This is a genomic window from Pseudonocardia sp. (assembly GCF_029263155.1).
Lineage (GTDB): Bacteria > Actinomycetota > Actinomycetes > Mycobacteriales > Pseudonocardiaceae > Pseudonocardia.
The window spans coordinates 45,889-63,107 of the sequence record NZ_JAJCYB010000131.1 but is presented as its reverse complement, the minus strand read 5'-3'; the positions used below and the strand labels follow the sequence as shown (position 1 = coordinate 63,107).

The following is a 17,219-nucleotide window of genomic DNA, read 5'->3' as shown; positions in this document are numbered from 1 at the left end:
ATATCGTGGCGGCCGATCGGCGGAGCAGAGGGGTGCACGGTGGCGACGAACCAGATGCGGCGCGAGGCGGCCAAGCGCAAGCTCGAACGCCAGCAGGAGCGGCGGGAGATGCAGACCAAGCGCCGCCAGCGGGTCGCCGTGATCACCTCGGCGGCGGTGGTGGTCGTGGTCGTCGTCGGGATCGTGCTGCTCACGACGCTGGGCGGCGGGTCCGAGACCACCGACGTCGCCGCGCCGCCCGACGACGACCCGGTGGCCGCCGTCGACATCCCCACCGAGCTCGCTCCGGTCCCGGCGCGCTCCACACCGCTGCCGAACCCCACCTCCTGCGACTACGTCGCGGGCGGCGAGGCCGCCAAGCCCGCCGAGCTCCCGCCGGCCACGGACGTGAGCAGCGAGGGCACCCAGGCTGTCACGCTGAACACCAGCGCGGGTGTCGTGCCACTCGCACTGGACCGGGCGCTGGCACCGTGCACGGTCAACAGCTTCGTGAGCCTGGTCCAGCAGGGCTACTACGACGGCACCCCGTGCCACCGCCTCACCACCAGCCCCGGCCTGCAGGTGCTGCAGTGCGGCGACCCCACCGGCTCCGGAACGGGCGGGCCGGGCTACACCATCCCGGACGAGGTGTTCGCCGAGCTGGCCTACGGCCGCGGCATCCTCGCGATGGCCAAGACCCCGGAGCCCGACAGCGGCGGCAGCCAGTTCTTCATGGTGTACGGCACCGCCGACCTGCCGCCGGAGTACACGGCGTTCGGCACGATCTCGCCCGAGGGCCTGTCGGTCGTCGACGAGGTCGCGCGGGCCGGGTCGACCCCGCAGGGTGACGGCGCTCCCAACCAGCCCGTCACCATCGAGACCGCGACGGTCGGCTGACGCTCCCCGCGGCCGGCAGCGGGCCCGGCGGCGCGCTGTCGACGATCACCGCGACGGGCCGCGACGCGACGCCCGCAGCCGCGGCCCACCACTGCGACCTGTGGGACCGGTAGCCCTCGATCGCGGTCTGTGGTGCAGGGGCGACAGAGCTGTCGCGATCGCACCGCACGTGGCGATCATGTGTTCGCGCCGGTCAGGCCGCCGACGTCACCCGGTACACGTCGTAGACGCCCTCGACGTTGCGCACCGCCCGCAGCACGTGCCCGAGGTGCTTGGGGTCGCCCATCTCGAAGCTGAACCGCGAGATCGCCACCCGGTCGCGCGACGTGGTGACCGAGGCCGACAGGATGTTGACCTTCTCGTCGGCCAGCACCTTGGTGATGTCGGAGAGCAGCCGGTGCCGGTCGAGCGCCTCGGCCTGGATCGCGACGAGGAACACCGAGCCCGCCGACACCGACCACGCGACGTCGACCAGGCGCTCGGAGCGGCTCTGCAGGTCGGCGGCGTTGGTGCAGTCGGTGCGGTGCACGGAGATGCCGCCGCCGCGGGTGACGAAACCGAGGATGTCGTCACCGGGCACGGGCGTGCAGCAGCGGGCGAGCTTCGTGTAGAGGTCGGCGAGATCGGCGGAGTCGCCGCGGACGACGACCCCGGCGTCGCCCGCCACGCGGCGCGAGCGGATCGTGGACGGGGTGGCGCGCTCGGCGAGCTCCTCCTCCGCGTCCTCGACGCCGCCGAGCAGCGCCATCAGCCGCTGCACCACGTGCCGGGCGCTGGCGTGGCCCTCGCCGACGGCGGCGTAGAGCCCGGAGAGGTCCGGGTAGTGCAGCTCGTGCGACAGCGCGCTCATCGAGTCGGCCGACACGAGGCGCTGGATCGGCATGCCGGTGCGGCGGGCCTCGCGGGTGATCGCCTCCTTGCCCGCCTCGATGGCCTCCTCGCGGCGTTCCTTCGCGAACCACTGCTTGATCTTGGTCTTGGCGCGGGGGGAAGCGGCGAAGTCGAGCCAGTCGCGGCTGGGCCCCGCCCCCTCGGCCTTGGAGGTGAAGATCTCGACGACGTCGCCGGACTCCAGCCGGCGCTCCAGCGCCACCAGGCGACCGTTCACCCGCGACCCGATGCAGCGGTTGCCCACCTCGGTGTGCACCGCGTAGGCGAGGTCGACGGGCGTGGACCCCAGCGGCAGCGTCAGCACGTCGCCCTTGGGCGTGAAGACGAAGATCTCCTTGGTGTTGAGGTCGAAGCGCAGCGACTCGAGGAAGTCACCGGGGTCGGCCGCCTCCCGCTGCCAGTCCAGCAGCTTGCGCATCCACGACATCTCGTCGACCTCGACCGCACCCGCCGAGCCGCCCCTCGCGAGCTCCTTGTACCGCCAGTGCGCGGCGATGCCGTACTCGGCGGTGCCGTGCATGTCGTGGGTGCGGATCTGCACCTCGAGCGGCTTGCCGTCCGGCCCGATCACGGTGGTGTGCAGCGACTGGTAGACGCCGAACCGGGGCTGGGCGATGTAGTCCTTGAACCGCCCGGGCATCGGCTGCCACAGCGCGTGCACCATGCCCATCGCAGCGTAGCAGTCGCGCACCGCGTCGACCAGCACGCGGACGCCGACGAGGTCGTGGATGTCGTCGAAGTCGCGGCCCTTGACGATCATCTTGCGGTAGATCGAGTAGTAGTGCTTGGGCCGGCCCTCGACGGTGGCGGCGATCCGCGCCGAGTCCAGCGACGCGGTGACCTCGTCGATCACCTGCTTGAGGTAGGTGTCGCGCGACGGGGCCCGGGTGGCGACCAGCCGCACGATCTCCGAGTACTTCTTCGGGTGCAGGATGGAGAACGACAGGTCCTCCAGCTCCCACTTCACCGTGGCCATGCCCAGGCGGTGCGCCAGCGGCGCGAACACCTCCAGGGTCTCGCGCGCCTTCTTGGCCTGCTTCTCCGGCGGCAGGAAACGCATCGTGCGCATGTTGTGCAGGCGGTCGGACAGCTTGATGACCAGCACCCGCGGGTCCTTCGCCATCGCCACGATCATCTTGCGGATCGTCTCGGCCTCGGCCGCGTTGCCGTACTCGACCTTGTCGAGCTTGGTGACGCCGTCGACGAGCTGGGTGACCTCGTCGCCGAAGTCGGCGCGCAGCAGCTGCAGCGAGTAGTCGGTGTCCTCGACGGTGTCGTGCAGCAGCGCGGCGACCAGCGTGGTGGTGTCCATGCCCAGCTCGGCCAGGATCGTGGAGACGGCCAGCGGGTGGGTGATGTAGGGGTCGCCGGACTTGCGCTGCTGCCCCTCGTGCTTGGCCTCGGCCACGTCGTAGGCCCGCTGCAGCAGGGCGAGGTCGGCCTTCGGGTGCAGCGACCGGTGCACGCTGGCCAGCGGCTCGAGGACGGGCGCGACCAGCCCCACCCGGGTCGGGGTCATCCGCCGGGCGATCCGGGCCCGGACCCGGCGCGTCGCCGACGGCTTGGCCGGGCCGTCGGGGGTCGGGACCGGGGGCGCCGGGGCCACGTCGGTCATCGGCTGCGCTCCACGGTGCCGAGGATAGTCCGGGGAAGCGCGGCGCACGACGGCCCGGTCGGGGCGCCGCCGCGAGGCCCGCCGGGGCCCCGCGCACCCTGCCGCCGTCCGCGCACGTCGGGACATGCGCGGATGGCGCAGAGGTACGCGGGACGAGGCGGGGACGCCCTGCGTCAGACCGGCAGCAGGGCGTGCACCGGGATCGGGGCCAGGGCGTCGCGCCCGCCCAGCGCGGTCAGCTCCAGCAGCGCCCCGAAGCCGATCACCTCGGCGCCCGCGTCGGCGAGCAGCGCGCAGGTCGCGGCCGCCGTGCCGCCGGTGGCCAGCACGTCGTCGACGACGAACGCGCGCGCACCCGGCACGATCGTGTCGGCCGGCAGCTCCAGGGTGGCCGTGCCGTACTCCAGGTCGTAGGTGCGGGCCCCGGCGACCCGCGGCAGCCTGCCCGCCTTGCGGACCGGCACGATCCCGGTGCCGGCCACCAGCGCGACCGCGGCGCCGATCAGGAACCCGCGGGCCTCGATGCCGACCACCACGTCCGCGTGCCCCACGTAGGACGCCAGCTCGGTCGCGACCGTCGTGAGCGCCTCGGCGTCGGCCAGCACCGGGGTGATGTCCTTGAACAGGATCCCGGGGCCCGGGTGGTCGGGCACGTCGACGACGAGACCGGCCACCCGCATCAGCGAGGAGTCGTCCGGAGAGGTCACCGGCGCCGCTTGCCGGTGGGCCGGGACGAGCCGCCGGCGGGGCGGCGCGGGGCCGCCTTGCCCGGCCGCGCGGGCACCGCCGACGCCGCCGTCATCGCCTTCTCCCGGCGCAGCTCGCCGGCGGGCGGGCCGCCGTCGGCGACGTCGGGCTCGGGTCCCCCGGCCCCGGCCCCGGCCATGGCGTTCGCCGCGTGCAGGCGCCGGGTGCGCACCCGCTCGGCCTGCTCGCGCACCTTCGGGTCACGGTTCTTCAGGTCGACCAGCACCGGGGTGGCCAGCAGCAGCGACGACACGACGCCGGCGATGATGCCGACCATCTGCACGAGCGCGAGATCGGCCAGCGTGCCGACCCCCAGCAGCCCGACACCGATCACCAGCAGCCCCAGCACGGGCAGCACCGCGATCAGCGAGGTGTTGATCGAACGCATCAGCGTCTGGTTGAGCGCCAGGTTGGCCGCCTCGGCGTAGGTGCGCCGCGAGAGGCCGAGCAGCCCGCGGGTGTTCTCGCTGACCTTGTCGAACACGACGACGGTGTCGTAGAGGGAGAAGCCGAGGATCGTCAGCAGGCCGATGACCGTGGCCGGTGACACCTCGAACCCGACGAGCGAGTAGATGCCCGCGGTGACGACGACGTCGTGGACCAGCGCCACGAGCGCCGCGACCGCCATGGACCGCTCGAAGTACAGCGCGAGGAACGCCGTGACCAGCACCAGGAACACCGCGAGCGCGATGATGGCCTGGCGGGTGATCTGCCCGCCCCAGCTGCCGCTGACCGCGCTGTCGCTGATCGCCGCGGGCGCGGGTGCCCCGGCCGCGCCCAGCGGCTGGAACGTGTCGAACAGCGCCTGCTTGAGGGCCACGAGCTGCGCGGGGTCCAGCGCCTCCCCGCGGATGAGCACCGACTCGCTGGCCCCGCTGCCGGCGAGCTGCACCACGGGCTCGTCGCCGATGACGCGCTCGTACACCCCGCGCACGGCCTCGACCTCGACCGGGACGGACGTGCCCGCGGTCGGGAACTGCACCTGGGTGCCGCCGGTGAAGTCGATGCCGAGGTTGAAGCCGCGGAACACGATGGACAGGACGCAGACCAGCATCAGCAGCCCGAACACGACGTACCAGGTCCGGCGCCTGCCGACGATGTCGAACGCGCCGGTACCGGTGTAGAGCCGGGTGAGCACGCCCTCGCGCGCGCCGGTGGAGCCGTGGGTGGATGCAGCCACGTCAGGCCCCCTTCGTCGTCGACACGGTGTTCCTCGCGCTGTCGGTGTTCTTCGAGCTGTCGGCGTTCTTCGCGCTGCGGGCCTTCTTCGCGCTCTCCGCCTTCTTGTACTCCGCGCCCATCCGCGCGGCCGAGCCGAGACCGGAGATCGACGGCTTGCTGAACGTCTTCGACTTCGACGCCAGCGCCACGAGCGGGTGCGTCACCAGGAACACCACGATCAGGTCGAGCACCGTGGACAGGCCCAGGGTGAACGCGAACCCCTTCACCTGCCCGACGGCGAGCACGTAGAGCACCACCGCGGCCAGGAAGCTGACCGCGTCGGCGGCGAGGATGGTGCGCCGGGCCCGGACCCAGCCCCGCGGTACCGCCGAGCGGAAGGTGCGGCCCTCCCGCATCTCGTCCTTCAACCGTTCGAAGAAGATCACGAACGAGTCGGCCGTGATGCCGATGGCGACGATGAACCCGGCGACGCCCGCCAGGTCCAGGGTGAACCCGATCCACCGCCCGAGCAGGATCAGCACCGCGTAGACCACGACCCCGGACAGGATCAGCGACAGGATCGTCAGCAGCCCCAGGACGCGGTAGTAGATCAGGCAGTAGACGAACACGAGCAGCAACCCGATCCCGCCCGCGATCAGCCCGGCCTGCAGCGAGGCGAGCCCGAGCGTCGCCGACACCGTCTGCGCCTCCGAGGAGGTGAACGACAGCGGCAGCGAGCCGTAGCGCAGCACCCCGGCGAGGTCCTGGGCCTCCTCGGGGGTGAACTGACCCTCGATGGACGTGTCGCCGAAGATCGGCACCTGGATGGTCGGCGCGGAGACGACCTCGCCGTCGAGCACGAACGCGGTGCGCTGTCCGACGTTGTTGGTCGTGTAGTCGCCCCAGATGGAGGCGCCCTCGGACGTCCACGACAGGCTGACCTGGGTACCGATACCGCCCGGTGCCGGGACGGCCTGCGCCCCGGCGATCATCGTGCCCTCCAGGGCACGCCCCTGGGAGTCGGTGATGTTCGGGCTCAGCACGTACTTGGCCGTGCCGTCCTGGTCGCAGGCGACCAGGGGCAGGGACGGGTCGTCGTAGCCCTGCAAGGGATCGTTGGCCGCGCAGTCCAGCGAGTCCAGCGCGGCCTGTGCGGCGGCCGGGTCGGTCAGGATCGCCGGGTTCTGGCGCACCTCGCGGGCCTGCGCGATGGCGGCGGCCAGCTCCGGGTCGGCCGGGGCGTCGGGGACGCCCGCCTGCGGGGTGGCGGGGTCGGCCGGGGGCGGGGTCGGCTCCGGGGTGTCCAGCGGCGAGGTCCGCGCGACCGGCTCGACGTCGGCCTCGACCACCGGCTGCCCGGCGCCCTGCGGGGTCTCGGCCGGGGTCGGCTCGCCCGGCGCGGTCTCCGCGGGCGCGGCGTCCTCCGGCGCGGCGTCCTCGGGAACCGCGTCGGCCGGGGCGTCCACGGGGGGGACGGCGGGGATCGGGGTGCCGACCACCTCCCGGAACCGCAGCTGGGCGGTCTGGCCCAGCGAGCGCGCCTGCTCGCCGTCGTCGCCGGGGACGGTGATCGTCAGGTTGTTGCCGTCGAGCACCACCTCGGAGCCGCCGACCCCCAGCCCGTCGACGCGCTGCTGGATGATCTGCTGCGCGAGCAGGAGCTGGTCACGGGGCGCCTCCGCCCCGGTCTCGGTGCGCGCCTCCAGGGTGACGCGGGTGCCGCCCTGCAGGTCGATGCCGAGCTTCGGGGTGGCGCTGCCGTCACCGGTGAAGAACACCAGCGAGTAGAGGACGCCGACGACGACGACGAACGACGCGAGGAGGCGCCAGGGGCGGATCTGCCCCGGGGAGGATGCCACGGTTGTCTCTTCTTCCTGCCTGGCCACCCGGGGCGTCGGCCCCGGGTGCCGGGGTGCTCAGCTGCGCGGGGCGCCGTTCGCGTCGGTGTCCGTGGACAGCGACGGGCCCTTGGTCAGCGACGGCGGGGTGTCGGCGGAGTCGTCGGCGGCCGTCTCCTCGTCCGAGGGCGCCACGATCTTCTCGCGGACGGCGGCGCGCACCCAGGTGGTGACCACGTCGTCGGCGATCTCCAGGTCGACGGTGTCCTCGTAGGAGGCGTCCACGACGGTACCCCGCAGGCCCGAGGTGGTGACGACGATGTCGCCGGTCTCCAGCGAGGCCTGCAGGGCCTGCATCTCCGCCATCTGCTTCCGCTGCTTGCGACCGGACAGGAAGATCGGGATGAACAGCAGCAGGATGAACAGGGGGAACAGCAGTGAGAGGTCCATGGTCTCCGTATCTCCGCACGTCGTCGGCCGGGGCCTGAGTCTGCCAGCCCGGCCTCAGAACAACGCCGGAGGGCCTCCGGGGACCACGTCGGGTGGGGGCGTGAGACCCAGATGGGCCCAGGCCGACGCCGTGGCCACCCGGCCGCGCGGGGTGCGCGCCAGCATCCCGGCGCGCACGAGGTAGGGCTCGCAGACCTCCTCGACGGTACCCGCCTCCTCCCCCACCGCGACGGCCAGCGTCGACACCCCGACCGGGCCGCCGCCGAAGGACCGCACCAGAGCACCCAGCACGGCGCGGTCGAGCCGGTCGAGGCCGAGTGCGTCGACGTCGTAGACGGCCAGCGCCTCCTGCGCCACCCGGCGGGTGACCCGGCCGTCGGCGCGGACCTCCGCGAAGTCGCGGACGCGGCGCAGCAGCCGGTTGGCGATGCGCGGCGTGCCGCGCGACCGGCCGGCGATCTCCTCCCCGCCGTCGGGATGCAGGTCGACACCGAGGATGACCGCGGCGCGGCGCAGCACCAGCTCCAGCTCGGCGGGCTCGTAGAACTCCATGTGCGCGGTGAACCCGAAGCGGTCGCGCAGGGGCCCGGTCAGCGCGCCGGACCGCGTCGTGGCCCCGACGAGGGTGAACGGTGCGATGTCGAGCGGGATGGACGTGGCACCCGGGCCCTTGCCGACCACCACGTCGACGCGGAAGTCCTCCATCGCGAGGTAGAGCATCTCCTCGGCGGGCCGGGCGATCCGGTGGATCTCGTCGATGAACAGCACGTCGCCGGGTGCGAGGTTGGACAGCATCGCGGCGAGGTCCCCGGCCCGCTCCAGCGCGGGCCCCGACGTCAGCCGGATCGCCGCCCCCAGCTCGGTGGCGACGATCAGCGCGAGGCTCGTCTTGCCCAGCCCCGGCGGCCCGGACAGCAGGATGTGGTCGGGCGGGTCGCCGCGCCGCCGCGCCCCCTCCAGCACCAGCTCCAGCTGCTCGCGCACCCGCGGCTGCCCGATGAACTCGGTCAGGGAGGCGGGGCGCAGCGAGGCGTCGACCTCGAGCTCCTCGGGCTCGACGTCGGGCGTCAACTCACCCACGTGCCGCCCCCTCACTCCTCGGCCCACCCGCACTTCGGAGCCGTGGAGCTGTCGTCGAGCGCCCGGAACAGCAGTACGGCTCCGACGTGCGGGTCATCGGCGGCCCAGGGTCGTCAGGGCGGTGCGCAGCAGGGTGCTCGACGTGGGGTGATCTGCTGTCGCCAGCGCTCCGTCCACGGCCTGTTCGGCGGGTCTCTGCGGGAAGCCGAGGCCGATGAGGGCCTCCACCACCTCGTCACGGTGCGGGCTGCCGCTCGCCGCGGTCGTCGGCAGGTGCGCCTGCTCGGCGGCCGGGGCCGTGACCTTGTCCTTGAGCTCCAGCACCAGGCGCTCGGCGCCCTTGCGGCCGATGCCGGGCACGCGGGTGAGGGTGGCGAGGTCGCCGTCGAGCAGGGCGCGGCGCAGTGTGTCGGGTTCGAGCACGGCCAGCGTGGCCAGCGCGATCCGCGGCCCGATCCCGCTGACCGTCTGGACCAGCACGAACAGCTCCCGCTGCTCGGCGTCGGCGAACCCGAACAGGGTGAGCGAGTCCTCCCGGACCACCAGCACGGTCGCGAGCCGTGCCTGCTCGCCGCGGCGCAGGCCGGCGAGCGTGTTCGGGGCGGCCATCACCGCCAGCCCGACCCCGCCGACCTCGACGACGGCGTGATCCAGCGCGATCTCCAGCACCTCGCCCCGCACCGAACTGATCACCGTGGAGTCCCTTCGCGCGAACAGTCGTTCGAGGCCGGAGGCTACCGGCGACGCCCGCCGATCTCGCGCAGGGCACGCCGACCGGCGCGACCGCGGCCGGACCCGGAGAGCGCGGGCGAGCTCGTCGGACCGGGCAGGGCCGACGCTCTCGCGCGCCCGACGGCCGCTCGCGCGCCCACCGGCGGCTCGCGCGCCGTCGGGAGGCCGCGAGGCACCATCCAGCGCGCGAACCGCCGCGCCCGGGCGTTCGTGCGCCGACCGGCACACGGGCTACCGGCCGTTCGGGCGCGACCGCCGGCCGACCCGGGAAGCGCGGCGGCCTCGTCGGACCGGGCGCAGCTCGACGCTCTCGCGCGCTCGACGGCCGCTCGCGCGCCGCCGGCAGGCCGCGAGGCGCCCCGGGGCGCGCGAGACCGGCTCCCGGCCCGCGACCCGCTACCGGGCGGCCCGCGCCGCGGCCGCCAGCCGGGCCCGGTGGGCGCGGGCGAGCTCGTCGGAGCGGGCCTTGGCCTGGGCCATCCGGTCGAGCATCGGGGCCCGCCAGCAGTGGCAGACGGCGAGTGCGAGCGCGTCGGCGGCGTCGGCGGGGCGCGGGGCCCGCGCCAGCCCCAGCACCTTCGTCACCATCGTCGTCACCTGCTCCTTGCCCGCCCGCCCCTCGCCGGTGACCGCGGCCTTCACCTCGCTGGGGGTGTGGAACGCGACCGGCAGCCCGGCGCGGGCGGCGAGCAGCGCCACCACCCCGCTGGCCTGGGCCGTGCCCATGACGGTGCGCACGTTGTGCTGGCTGAACACCCGCTCGATGGCCACGACGTCGGGGCGGTGCAGCGCGATCCACCGCTCCACCTCCGCGCCGACGGCCAGCAGCCGCTCGGCCAGCGGCAGGTCCGCGGAGGTCCGGACGACGTCGACGGCCACCGCCCGCACCGTGCGACCACCCGAGCCGTCGACGACACCGAGGCCGCAGCGCGTCAGCCCCGGGTCCACTCCGAGCACCCGCACCTGGTTCCCCCGCCCGTCCACGAACAGTCGTTCGAGCCCGCACGCTACCGGCGAACCGGGTCCGGGACCGCGGGGGCACGCCGGGCGCGACCGGAGCGCGACCGGACCGCGACCGGTCCGGCTCACCCTCGGCCGCACCTGCTCCCGACACACCGGAGGTCGACCGTGAAAGCCGTCCGCCTGCACGCCTACTCCGAACCCCCGCGACTCGACGAGGTCCCCGAACCCGCCGCGACCGGCCCGCACGACGTCGTAATCCGCGTCGGCGGCGCCGGTCTGTGCCGCACCGACCTGCACATCCGCGACGGCTGGTTCGCCCCGGCCGTGCCCACCGAACTGCCGCTCGTGCTGGGTCACGAGACCACGGGCTGGGTGCACGAGGTCGGCACCGCGGTGGAGAACGTCGTGGTCGGCGACGCCGTGATCTGCCATCCGCAGTCCTCCTGCGGGACGTGCCCGGCCTGCCGGATCGGCGACGACATGCGCTGCGCGCGCGGCATGGACTTCACCGGCCTGACCCGTGCGGGCGGGTTCGCCGAGCTGATGCGCACCACCGACCGCGCGGTGCTGCCGCTGCCGGCGGGCCTGGAACCGGCCGACGTCGCCCCGCACGCCGACGCGGGCCTCACGGTGATGCACGCCGTCCGCAAGGCCGTTCCGCTGCTCGGCCCGGGCACCCGCGTCGTGGTGGTCGGGATCGGCGGGCTGGGGCACATCGCGGTGCAGTGCCTGCGCGCACTCACCGCCGCCGAGGTGATCGCGGTCGACCCGGACCCCGAGTCGCTCAAGCTCGCCGCGGACTGCGGCGCCCACCACGTCGTGCCGGCCGACGGCACCCAGGGCGAGCGGGTCGCCGAGCTCACCGGTGGTGCGGGTGCCGAGGCGGTGCTCGACTTCGTCGGCGAGGGCGACGCGGTCGCGTCGTCGCTGGCGATGGTCCGGGCCCGCGGCACCTACTTCGTCGTCGGATACGGCGGGGAGCTGCGGGTGCCGACGTTCAACCTGGTGCTCCCGGAGATCAGCGTCGTCGGCAACGCCGTCGGCACCCACGACGACCTGCGGGAGCTGATCGCGCTGGCCGCGTCGGGCGGGGTGGGGGTCCGGACCCGCAGCTACCCGCTGGAGGCGTTCGCCGACGCGTTCGCCGACCTCGAGAGCGGCCGGCTCCACGGCCGGGCGGTGCTGGTCCCGTGACCGGGCGGATCGTCGGCACGCCACCGGCCGGGCGGGCCCTGCTCGTCGGCGCCGTCGCGGTCAGGACGCCGGCGGCGGCCCACGCGGGCCGGGGCGAGCTCGACGCCTGAGCGGGCCGGCCGCGGGGCGCCGGTCACGGAGGGGGTGGCCGGCACCGCCCCACCGGCGTCTGGACAGCGACCGGCGACCGCGCGGAGGCTGTGCGGATGCCGGTGGTGGCCCTGCGGATCCTCGGCCCGGTCGAGGTGTTCGGGAGCGACGGCTCGGCGCGACCGATCGGGCCGAAGGAACGCTGCCTGCTCGCGGTGCTGGCGGTGCACCGCGGCACGGTCGTCGGCGAGGACCGGCTCGTCGACGCCCTGTGGGACGGCTCGCCGCCGCGCACGGCGGCGAAGACCCTGCAGAACTACGTGCTGCGGCTGCGGCGGGCGCTCGACGGCGGCGGCGTCACGATCCGCACCCGGGCGCCGGGCTACCTGCTCGACGCCCCGGACTGCGACGCCGCGCTCGCCGAGTCGCGGATCGTGGCCGGGCGCCGCGCCGCGGCCCGCGGTGACCACGCGGGCGCCGTCGCCGCGTTCGACGACGCGCTGGTGCTGTGGCGCGGACCGGCACTCGACGAGTTCGCCGCCCGGCCGTTCGCGCGTACGGAGGCCGCCCGGCTCGCGGAGCTGCGCGCGGCCGCCGCGGAGGACCGCGTCGCGTCGATGCTCGCCCTCGGTGGGCACCGCGAGGCGGTGGCGGTGCTGGAGACCATGGTCGCCGACCATCCGCTGCGCGAACGCGCGTGGGCGCAGCTCATGCTCGCGCTCTACCGCGACGGCCGGCAGGCCGAGGCGCTCGACACCTACCGCAGGCTGCGCGGCGGGCTGGCCGCGGAGCTGGGCGTCGAGCCCGGGCCCGAGGTGCGCGCGCTGCACGCGGCGGTCCTGGCCCAGGACCCGGCGCTGGCGGCGACGCCCGCGGCGGGCCCGATCGACCGGGGCACGTTCGTGGGGCGCGAGCGCGAGCTCGGCACGCTCCGGGCGCACGTCGCGGAGGCCGCCGCGGGCCGGGGTGGGGTGGTGCTGGTGCGCGGCGAGCCCGGCATCGGCAAGACCCGCCTGCTCGCCGAGCTCGCCGCCGCGGCCGCGGCGGACGGGGCGAGGGTGCTCACCGGCCGCTGCCCGGAGGGCGGGGCGCTGCCGTTCCACCCCCTTCGCCGAGGCGCTGGGCCGGGCCGGGACCGCCGACGCGGCCGTCGAGATGCTCGTCCCCGCCGCGCTCGTCCCCGCCGAGCCGTACGACGGCACGTCCGACGCCCGGACCCCCGACAAGCTGCGCCCCGACGAGCTGCGCACGCGGTTGCTCGACGCCGTCGCCCGGCGGGTCGCCGCGCTGGCCGCCACGGCACCGCTGGTCCTGCTGCTCGACGACCTGCACTGGGCCGACAGCGGCACGGTGGCGATGCTGCGACACACCGCGCGGGTGACGGCCCGCGAGCCGGTGCTCGTCGTCGCGGCCTACCGCGGCGAGGAGGTCGGTGCCCGGCACCCGTTCGCCGACGCGCTCGGCGCGCTGCGCAGCGAGGCCGAGTGCCGCGAGCTGCGCCTGGGCGGCATCGACGGGGAGGCGCTGGCCGCCCTGCTCGGTTCCGTCGCGGGAGCGCCGGTGAGCACCGACCTCGTCGCCGCCGTGTGGGCCGAGACCGACGGCAACCCGTTCCTCGCCCGCGAGATCGTCCGGCACCTGCACGACGACGGGGCGCTGCACCCCGACGGCGACGGCCGCCTCGGCACCGACCTGCCGCTGTCCGCGGTGCCCGAGGGCGTCCGCCAGGTGACCGCGCGGCGCCGGGCCCGGCTGCCCGAACGGGCCAACCGGCTCCTCGACGCCGCGGCGGGCGTCGAGGGGCCGTTCCCGTTCGAGCCGGTGCGGGCGGTCGCGGGCCTCGACGACGCCGAGGCGCTCGCGGCGCTCGACGACGTCATCGACGCCGGGCTGGTCGTCCCCGACACCCGGCCCGACCGCTACGACTTCACCCACGCCCTGATCCGGCACGCGGTGCACCGGGAGCTCAACCCGTCGCGCAGGCTGCGGCTGCACCGCGAGCTCGCCGTCGCGCTGGACGCGGCCAGGGCGGACGGCGTGCGCATCACAGCGGCGGAGATCGCGGCGCAGTACCACCGCGCGGCCGGGCTCCCCGGTGCGAGCGCCGGGGTCGGGCCGGCGCGGGAGGCGGCCGAGCAGGCCCGCCGCGCCGGTGCCCACGACGAGCACGCGGCGTTCCTGCGGGTCGCGCTGGACCTGCTGCCCCCCGGCGACGGGCGGGCACCGGAGCTGCTCGCCCGCGCGGCGGTGGCCCTGGCCTGGGCCCTGCGCTTCGACGAGGCCGTCGACGCCGCGCGCGTCTGCGGCCTCCCGACGGTGGCCGCCGAGGTCGCGACGGCGCTCGCGCAGGCGGGCAGCAACCGGCACGCCTGGTCGCTCGCCCCCGCCGCGCTCACCGCCCTGGACGGGTCGGACCCCGTCACCTGGGCCGCGCTCACGCTGCTGGACCTCGACCGGCGCGAGGCGTCCGACCCCGACCACCCGGGCATCCCGCTGGACCTGCCGGGGCGCCGGCGCGCCCTGCGGGTGCTGTTGGGCTCGGGACGGCTGGCCGGGCGCGGCGACCTGGCCCGCTACGCCGTCGCCGCCGTGTACGGCAGCCGGGCGGCGATCCCGGCCGAGGCGGCCGACGACCCGACCGTCGCGGCGTTCCTGGTCGGCGACTACGCCGCCGCGGTGCCGCTGTTCGAGCGGGACGCGGCCGCCGCGGAGGCCGCCGGGCAGCTGGCCCTGGAGGTGTACTGCCGGGCGGGGGCGGCGCGCTGCCGGGTGGCGCTGGGTGACCTCGGCGGCGGCGCGGAGGTGGTGGCGCACGTCCGCGGGCTGGTCGCCCGGCTGCCGGGTCTGGGGCCCGGCTGGCAGCTGCTGCACCACGAGGGCGCCGAGGACGCGCTGACGATGGCCCGCGACGTGGGCTGGCCGGAGCGGTTGGCCGACTTCGCCCGCTGGCGGGTCCCGGCGCCGGACCGGCACTGGGGCAGCGCCGCGATCGACGCGATCAGTGCCCGCGCCGAGGCCCGGATGCAGCACGGTGCGGCGGCGCTGGGCCTGCTCGCCCGCCCGGTCCGGGCGTTGCGCGCCGCCCCGGCGTGGGCACCGAACTACGGCCGCACGGCCTGCGAGGTGGCCGAGGTGCTGTGGCTGCTCGACCGGCGCGACCACCTCAGCGTCGTCGAGCGCGCCCTGCGCGAGCGCGCGCTGCCCGCCGACTTCCGCTTCCCGATGACCGACGCGCGCCACGCCCTGGCCCGGCTCTGCGCGCTCGACGGCCGCCGCGACGAGGCCCACCGCTGGTTCGACGCCGCCCGTGCCGTCCTCGACGGGCAGGCCGCCCGCCCGCTGCGCGCGGTCGTCGACCACGACGAGGGCCTGATGCACACCCGGTCGGGCGACCACGGCCGCGCCGCACCGCTGCTCGACGCCGCGGCGGTCGCGTTCGCGCGCCTCGGCATGCCCGGCTGGTCGCGCCGCGTGGCGGCCGCCCGGGCCGCCGCGCGCTGAGTCACCTGCCGTTCACCCGCGCCGCCTACGGTCCGGCCGTGTCCGACCGCCGAGTCCTGTTCCGCGAGTTCCTCCGCGCCCCCACCCGCGTCGCCACGGTCACGGCCAGCTCCGACGCGCTGGTCGCGGCGATGCTCGCCCCGCTGGACCCGCTCCTGGACGACCCCGCCGCCGCCCCGACGGTCGTCGAGCTGGGCGCGGGCACCGGGCGGGTCACCGACGCGCTCGCCGCCCGCCTCGCAGGCCGTGGCCGGCACGTCGCGGTCGAGCTCAACCCGGAGCTGGCGCGCCGGCTCGCCGCCCGCCACCCGGGGGTGACCGTCGTCCCCGGCGACGCGGGCGACCTGCCCGCCCTGCTGCGCGGCCTCGACGTCGGGACCGTCGACGCGGTGTCCAGCCTGCTCCCCTGGGTCGCGTGGGCGAGCGCGCCGATCGCCGACGTCGCCGCCGCCGCGCTGGCCCCGACCGGCACGTTCACGCAGGTCACGCTGCTGCCCACGACGTGGATGCCGCCGGCCCGGCGCCAGGAGAGCGCCGTGCGCGCCCGGTTCGGCGAGGTCGCGCTCAGCCCGGTGGTGTGGGCGAACCTGCCCCCGGCCCGGGTGCTGGTCGCCCGGCGCCCCGCTCCAGCCACGCCCTGATCTCCGCGCGGCTGCGCAGCCGCACCACCGGCGGGCACCGGCCCTGCGCACGGGCCGTCGCGATCCGCCGGGCGGTGTCGGGATGGGTCCGCCAGGCCCAGCGCAGGAGGTGGTCGCGGTCGGTGAGCACCGTCCGCAGCGGCGGTTCGACGTTGCCGTTCCACAGCTGCGCGCCGGTGGCCCGCCGACGCAGCGTCCGTGCCACGAGCTGGACCATCACCCGCCACCGCGGCAGGTCCAGCCACACCAGCAGCTCCGCGCGCGCGAGCAGCACCGGCCGCGCGAGCGAGTACTGCCACTCGGTCACCCAGACCTCGCCCGCGGCGAGCGCCGCCGCGTCCGCCGCGAACTCCGGCCGCGGCACCCAGCCCGGGCCGTGGAACAGCGAGTCCAGCTCGACGTAAGGCAGGCCCAGCCGCGCCGCGACCGCGGCGGCGACCGTGCTCTTGCCCGCCCCGGACCCGCCGGCCACGAGGATCCGCCGTGGTGCCTCCGTAGGCTCGACCCCATGCACGTGGAGATCGTCGCGCTGCACGCCTCCCCCGTCCACGCGTATTCCGGACGGCCCGCCGACGGCCCCCTCCCCGATCCCGACGGCGGGTCGCGCGAGCGCATCGAGATCCGCGCCGGGCTCGGCGTGGTGGGCGATCGCTACTTCGGCCGACCCGCGCACCGGGCGGCGTCGATCACGCTGATCGCAGTCGAGTCCCTGGAACACGTGGCCCGTGAGCTGGGCCTGCCCGCCGTCCCCGACCCGCTGCTCGCCCGCCGGACGGTCGTGCTGCGCGGGTTCGCCGTCGACGACCTGCCCCGCGGCACGGAGTTCACCCTCGACTCCGGCGACGGCCCGGTCCGCTTCCGCGCCCACCGCCCCGCGAACCCGTGCGCCTGGATGGACGTCGTGCTCGCCCCCGGCGCGTTCCGGGCCCTGCGCGGTCGCGGGGGGAGGCGCTGCGAACCGCTCACCGACGGTGTGCTGCGGGTCGGGTCCGCGGTCGTGCTGCTCGGCACGCCGACGGCATCGGGGCAGGGTCGCCCGCGGTCGTGAGGCCGGCCCGATGCCCGCGAGGCCCCCGGCGCGGATCCCGTCCGGCCCCGCAGCGTGGCCGCCGGGGCGACCCCGCGTGGAGCGACGAGCCGGTGGCCGGTGCGGTCGGCCGGGCGCTCGTCGCCGGCGACGGGATGCGCTGGGATCTGCCGCGGTTCATCGAACGGTTGGGCCACCGTGCTGGTCGCCCCCGTCACGACCCGCGTGCGCGGCATCCCGACCGAGGTGGAACTCACCGCGGTCGACGGTCTCCCCCGTCGGTGCGCCGCCAACTTCGACAACGTCTTCACCCTGCGCCGGGAGCGCCTGCGGACCCCCATCGCCCGGCTGTCCACGACACGCCTCGACGAGGTCTGTCGCGCCCACCGGTTCGCCGTCGGCTGCTGAACAGT

The 17,219-nt window shown here is 75.6% G+C and carries 15 protein-coding genes and 1 pseudogene; 7 read left to right on the top strand and 9 right to left on the bottom strand.

Annotated elements, in window-relative coordinates; genetic code table 11:
• Nucleotides 1–39: 39 nt before the first annotated feature.
• The gene (locus Q1K26_RS27880; protein WP_300019452.1) at nt 40–876 is read left to right on the top strand and encodes a peptidylprolyl isomerase; all 837 of its coding nucleotides are present in this window, start codon (nt 40–42) and stop codon (nt 874–876) included.
• Between the two features lie 193 nt (nt 877–1,069).
• On the opposite strand, the gene Q1K26_RS27875 is transcribed toward Q1K26_RS27880, so the two are convergent.
• From Q1K26_RS27875 to ruvC, 8 genes are all read right to left on the bottom strand, one after another.
• Entirely contained in the window at nt 1,070–3,382 is a 2,313-nt protein-coding gene (locus Q1K26_RS27875; RefSeq protein WP_300019450.1) for a bifunctional (p)ppGpp synthetase/guanosine-3',5'-bis(diphosphate) 3'-pyrophosphohydrolase, read from the bottom strand.
• A 173-nt stretch (nt 3,383–3,555) separates the two neighbouring features.
• On the bottom strand, nt 3,556–4,062 hold the full coding sequence (locus Q1K26_RS27870; protein ID WP_300019642.1) for an adenine phosphoribosyltransferase: 507 nt from the start codon (nt 4,060–4,062) through the stop codon (nt 3,556–3,558).
• A gap of 23 nt (nt 4,063–4,085) precedes the next feature.
• Nucleotides 4,086–5,309: a protein translocase subunit SecF gene (gene secF / locus Q1K26_RS27865; RefSeq protein ID WP_300019448.1), complete on the bottom strand. Its 1,224-nt coding sequence runs from the start codon at nt 5,307–5,309 to the stop codon at nt 4,086–4,088.
• Nucleotide 5,310: 1 nt separating this feature from the next.
• Nucleotides 5,311–7,149 carry a protein translocase subunit SecD gene (gene secD / locus Q1K26_RS27860; protein ID WP_300019446.1) on the bottom strand — a complete coding sequence of 613 codons (1,839 nt, stop codon included), beginning with the start codon at nt 7,147–7,149 and terminating at the stop codon, nt 5,311–5,313.
• Between the two features lie 57 nt (nt 7,150–7,206).
• Entirely contained in the window at nt 7,207–7,578 is a 372-nt protein-coding gene (gene yajC / locus Q1K26_RS27855; protein ID WP_300019444.1) for a preprotein translocase subunit YajC, read from the bottom strand.
• Between the two features lie 54 nt (nt 7,579–7,632).
• Nucleotides 7,633–8,658 carry a Holliday junction branch migration DNA helicase RuvB gene (ruvB, locus tag Q1K26_RS27850; protein ID WP_300019442.1) on the bottom strand — a complete coding sequence of 342 codons (1,026 nt, stop codon included), beginning with the start codon at nt 8,656–8,658 and terminating at the stop codon, nt 7,633–7,635.
• A gap of 93 nt (nt 8,659–8,751) precedes the next feature.
• The gene (gene ruvA / locus Q1K26_RS27845; protein WP_300019440.1) at nt 8,752–9,351 is read right to left on the bottom strand and encodes a Holliday junction branch migration protein RuvA; all 600 of its coding nucleotides are present in this window, start codon (nt 9,349–9,351) and stop codon (nt 8,752–8,754) included.
• 435 nt (nt 9,352–9,786) lie between these two features.
• Nucleotides 9,787–10,353 (bottom strand): crossover junction endodeoxyribonuclease RuvC, encoded by a 567-nt coding sequence (ruvC, locus tag Q1K26_RS27840; protein WP_300019640.1) that lies wholly within the window; start codon nt 10,351–10,353, stop codon nt 9,787–9,789.
• A 165-nt stretch (nt 10,354–10,518) separates the two neighbouring features.
• Between ruvC and Q1K26_RS27835 the strand changes: the two genes are divergently transcribed.
• The 4 genes and pseudogenes from Q1K26_RS27835 (at nt 10,519) to Q1K26_RS27820 (ending at nt 15,779) form a co-directional block, all read left to right on the top strand.
• Nucleotides 10,519–11,547, top strand: a complete 1,029-nt coding sequence (locus Q1K26_RS27835; RefSeq protein WP_300019438.1) for an NAD(P)-dependent alcohol dehydrogenase — start codon at nt 10,519–10,521, stop codon at nt 11,545–11,547.
• Between the two features lie 206 nt (nt 11,548–11,753).
• Nucleotides 11,754–12,842, top strand: a pseudogene (locus tag Q1K26_RS28940) (BTAD domain-containing putative transcriptional regulator); the annotation flags it as partial.
• Entirely contained in the window at nt 12,793–15,138 is a 2,346-nt protein-coding gene (locus tag Q1K26_RS27825; RefSeq protein WP_300019434.1) for an AAA family ATPase, read from the top strand. The pseudogene Q1K26_RS28940 and the gene Q1K26_RS27825, both read left to right, overlap by 50 nt.
• A 38-nt stretch (nt 15,139–15,176) precedes the next feature.
• The gene (locus tag Q1K26_RS27820; protein ID WP_300019432.1) at nt 15,177–15,779 is read left to right on the top strand and encodes a methyltransferase domain-containing protein; all 603 of its coding nucleotides are present in this window, start codon (nt 15,177–15,179) and stop codon (nt 15,777–15,779) included.
• Here Q1K26_RS27820 and Q1K26_RS27815 read toward each other — a convergent pair.
• Entirely contained in the window at nt 15,703–16,293 is a 591-nt protein-coding gene (locus Q1K26_RS27815) for an AAA family ATPase (RefSeq protein WP_300019430.1), read from the bottom strand. The genes Q1K26_RS27820 and Q1K26_RS27815 overlap by 77 nt on opposite strands.
• Here Q1K26_RS27815 and Q1K26_RS27810 point away from each other — a divergent pair.
• Together Q1K26_RS27810 and Q1K26_RS27805 are read left to right on the top strand one after the other, a co-directional pair.
• Nucleotides 16,288–16,827: a molybdenum cofactor biosysynthesis protein gene (locus Q1K26_RS27810; protein ID WP_300019428.1), complete on the top strand. Its 540-nt coding sequence runs from the start codon at nt 16,288–16,290 to the stop codon at nt 16,825–16,827. The genes Q1K26_RS27815 and Q1K26_RS27810 overlap by 6 nt on opposite strands.
• A 54-nt stretch (nt 16,828–16,881) precedes the next feature.
• On the top strand, nt 16,882–17,214 hold the full coding sequence (locus Q1K26_RS27805) for a type II toxin-antitoxin system PemK/MazF family toxin (RefSeq protein WP_363320560.1): 333 nt from the start codon (nt 16,882–16,884) through the stop codon (nt 17,212–17,214).
• Nucleotides 17,215–17,219: the final 5 nt, after the last annotated feature.

Bases quoted from the DNA above. Each gene is read 5' to 3' on its own strand.
- yajC (WP_300019444.1), bottom strand. From the start codon at position 7,578: ATGGACCTCTCACTGCTGTTCCCCCTGTTCATCCTGCTGCTGTTCATC.
- Q1K26_RS27875 (WP_300019450.1), bottom strand. From the start codon at position 3,382: ATGACCGACGTGGCCCCGGCGCCCCCGGTCCCGACCCCCGACGGCCCG.
- Q1K26_RS27810 (WP_300019428.1), top strand. From the start codon at position 16,288: ATGCACGTGGAGATCGTCGCGCTGCACGCCTCCCCCGTCCACGCGTAT.
- Q1K26_RS27825 (WP_300019434.1), top strand. From the start codon at position 12,793: ATGCTCGTCCCCGCCGCGCTCGTCCCCGCCGAGCCGTACGACGGCACG.
- Q1K26_RS27870 (WP_300019642.1), bottom strand. From the start codon at position 4,062: ATGCGGGTGGCCGGTCTCGTCGTCGACGTGCCCGACCACCCGGGCCCC.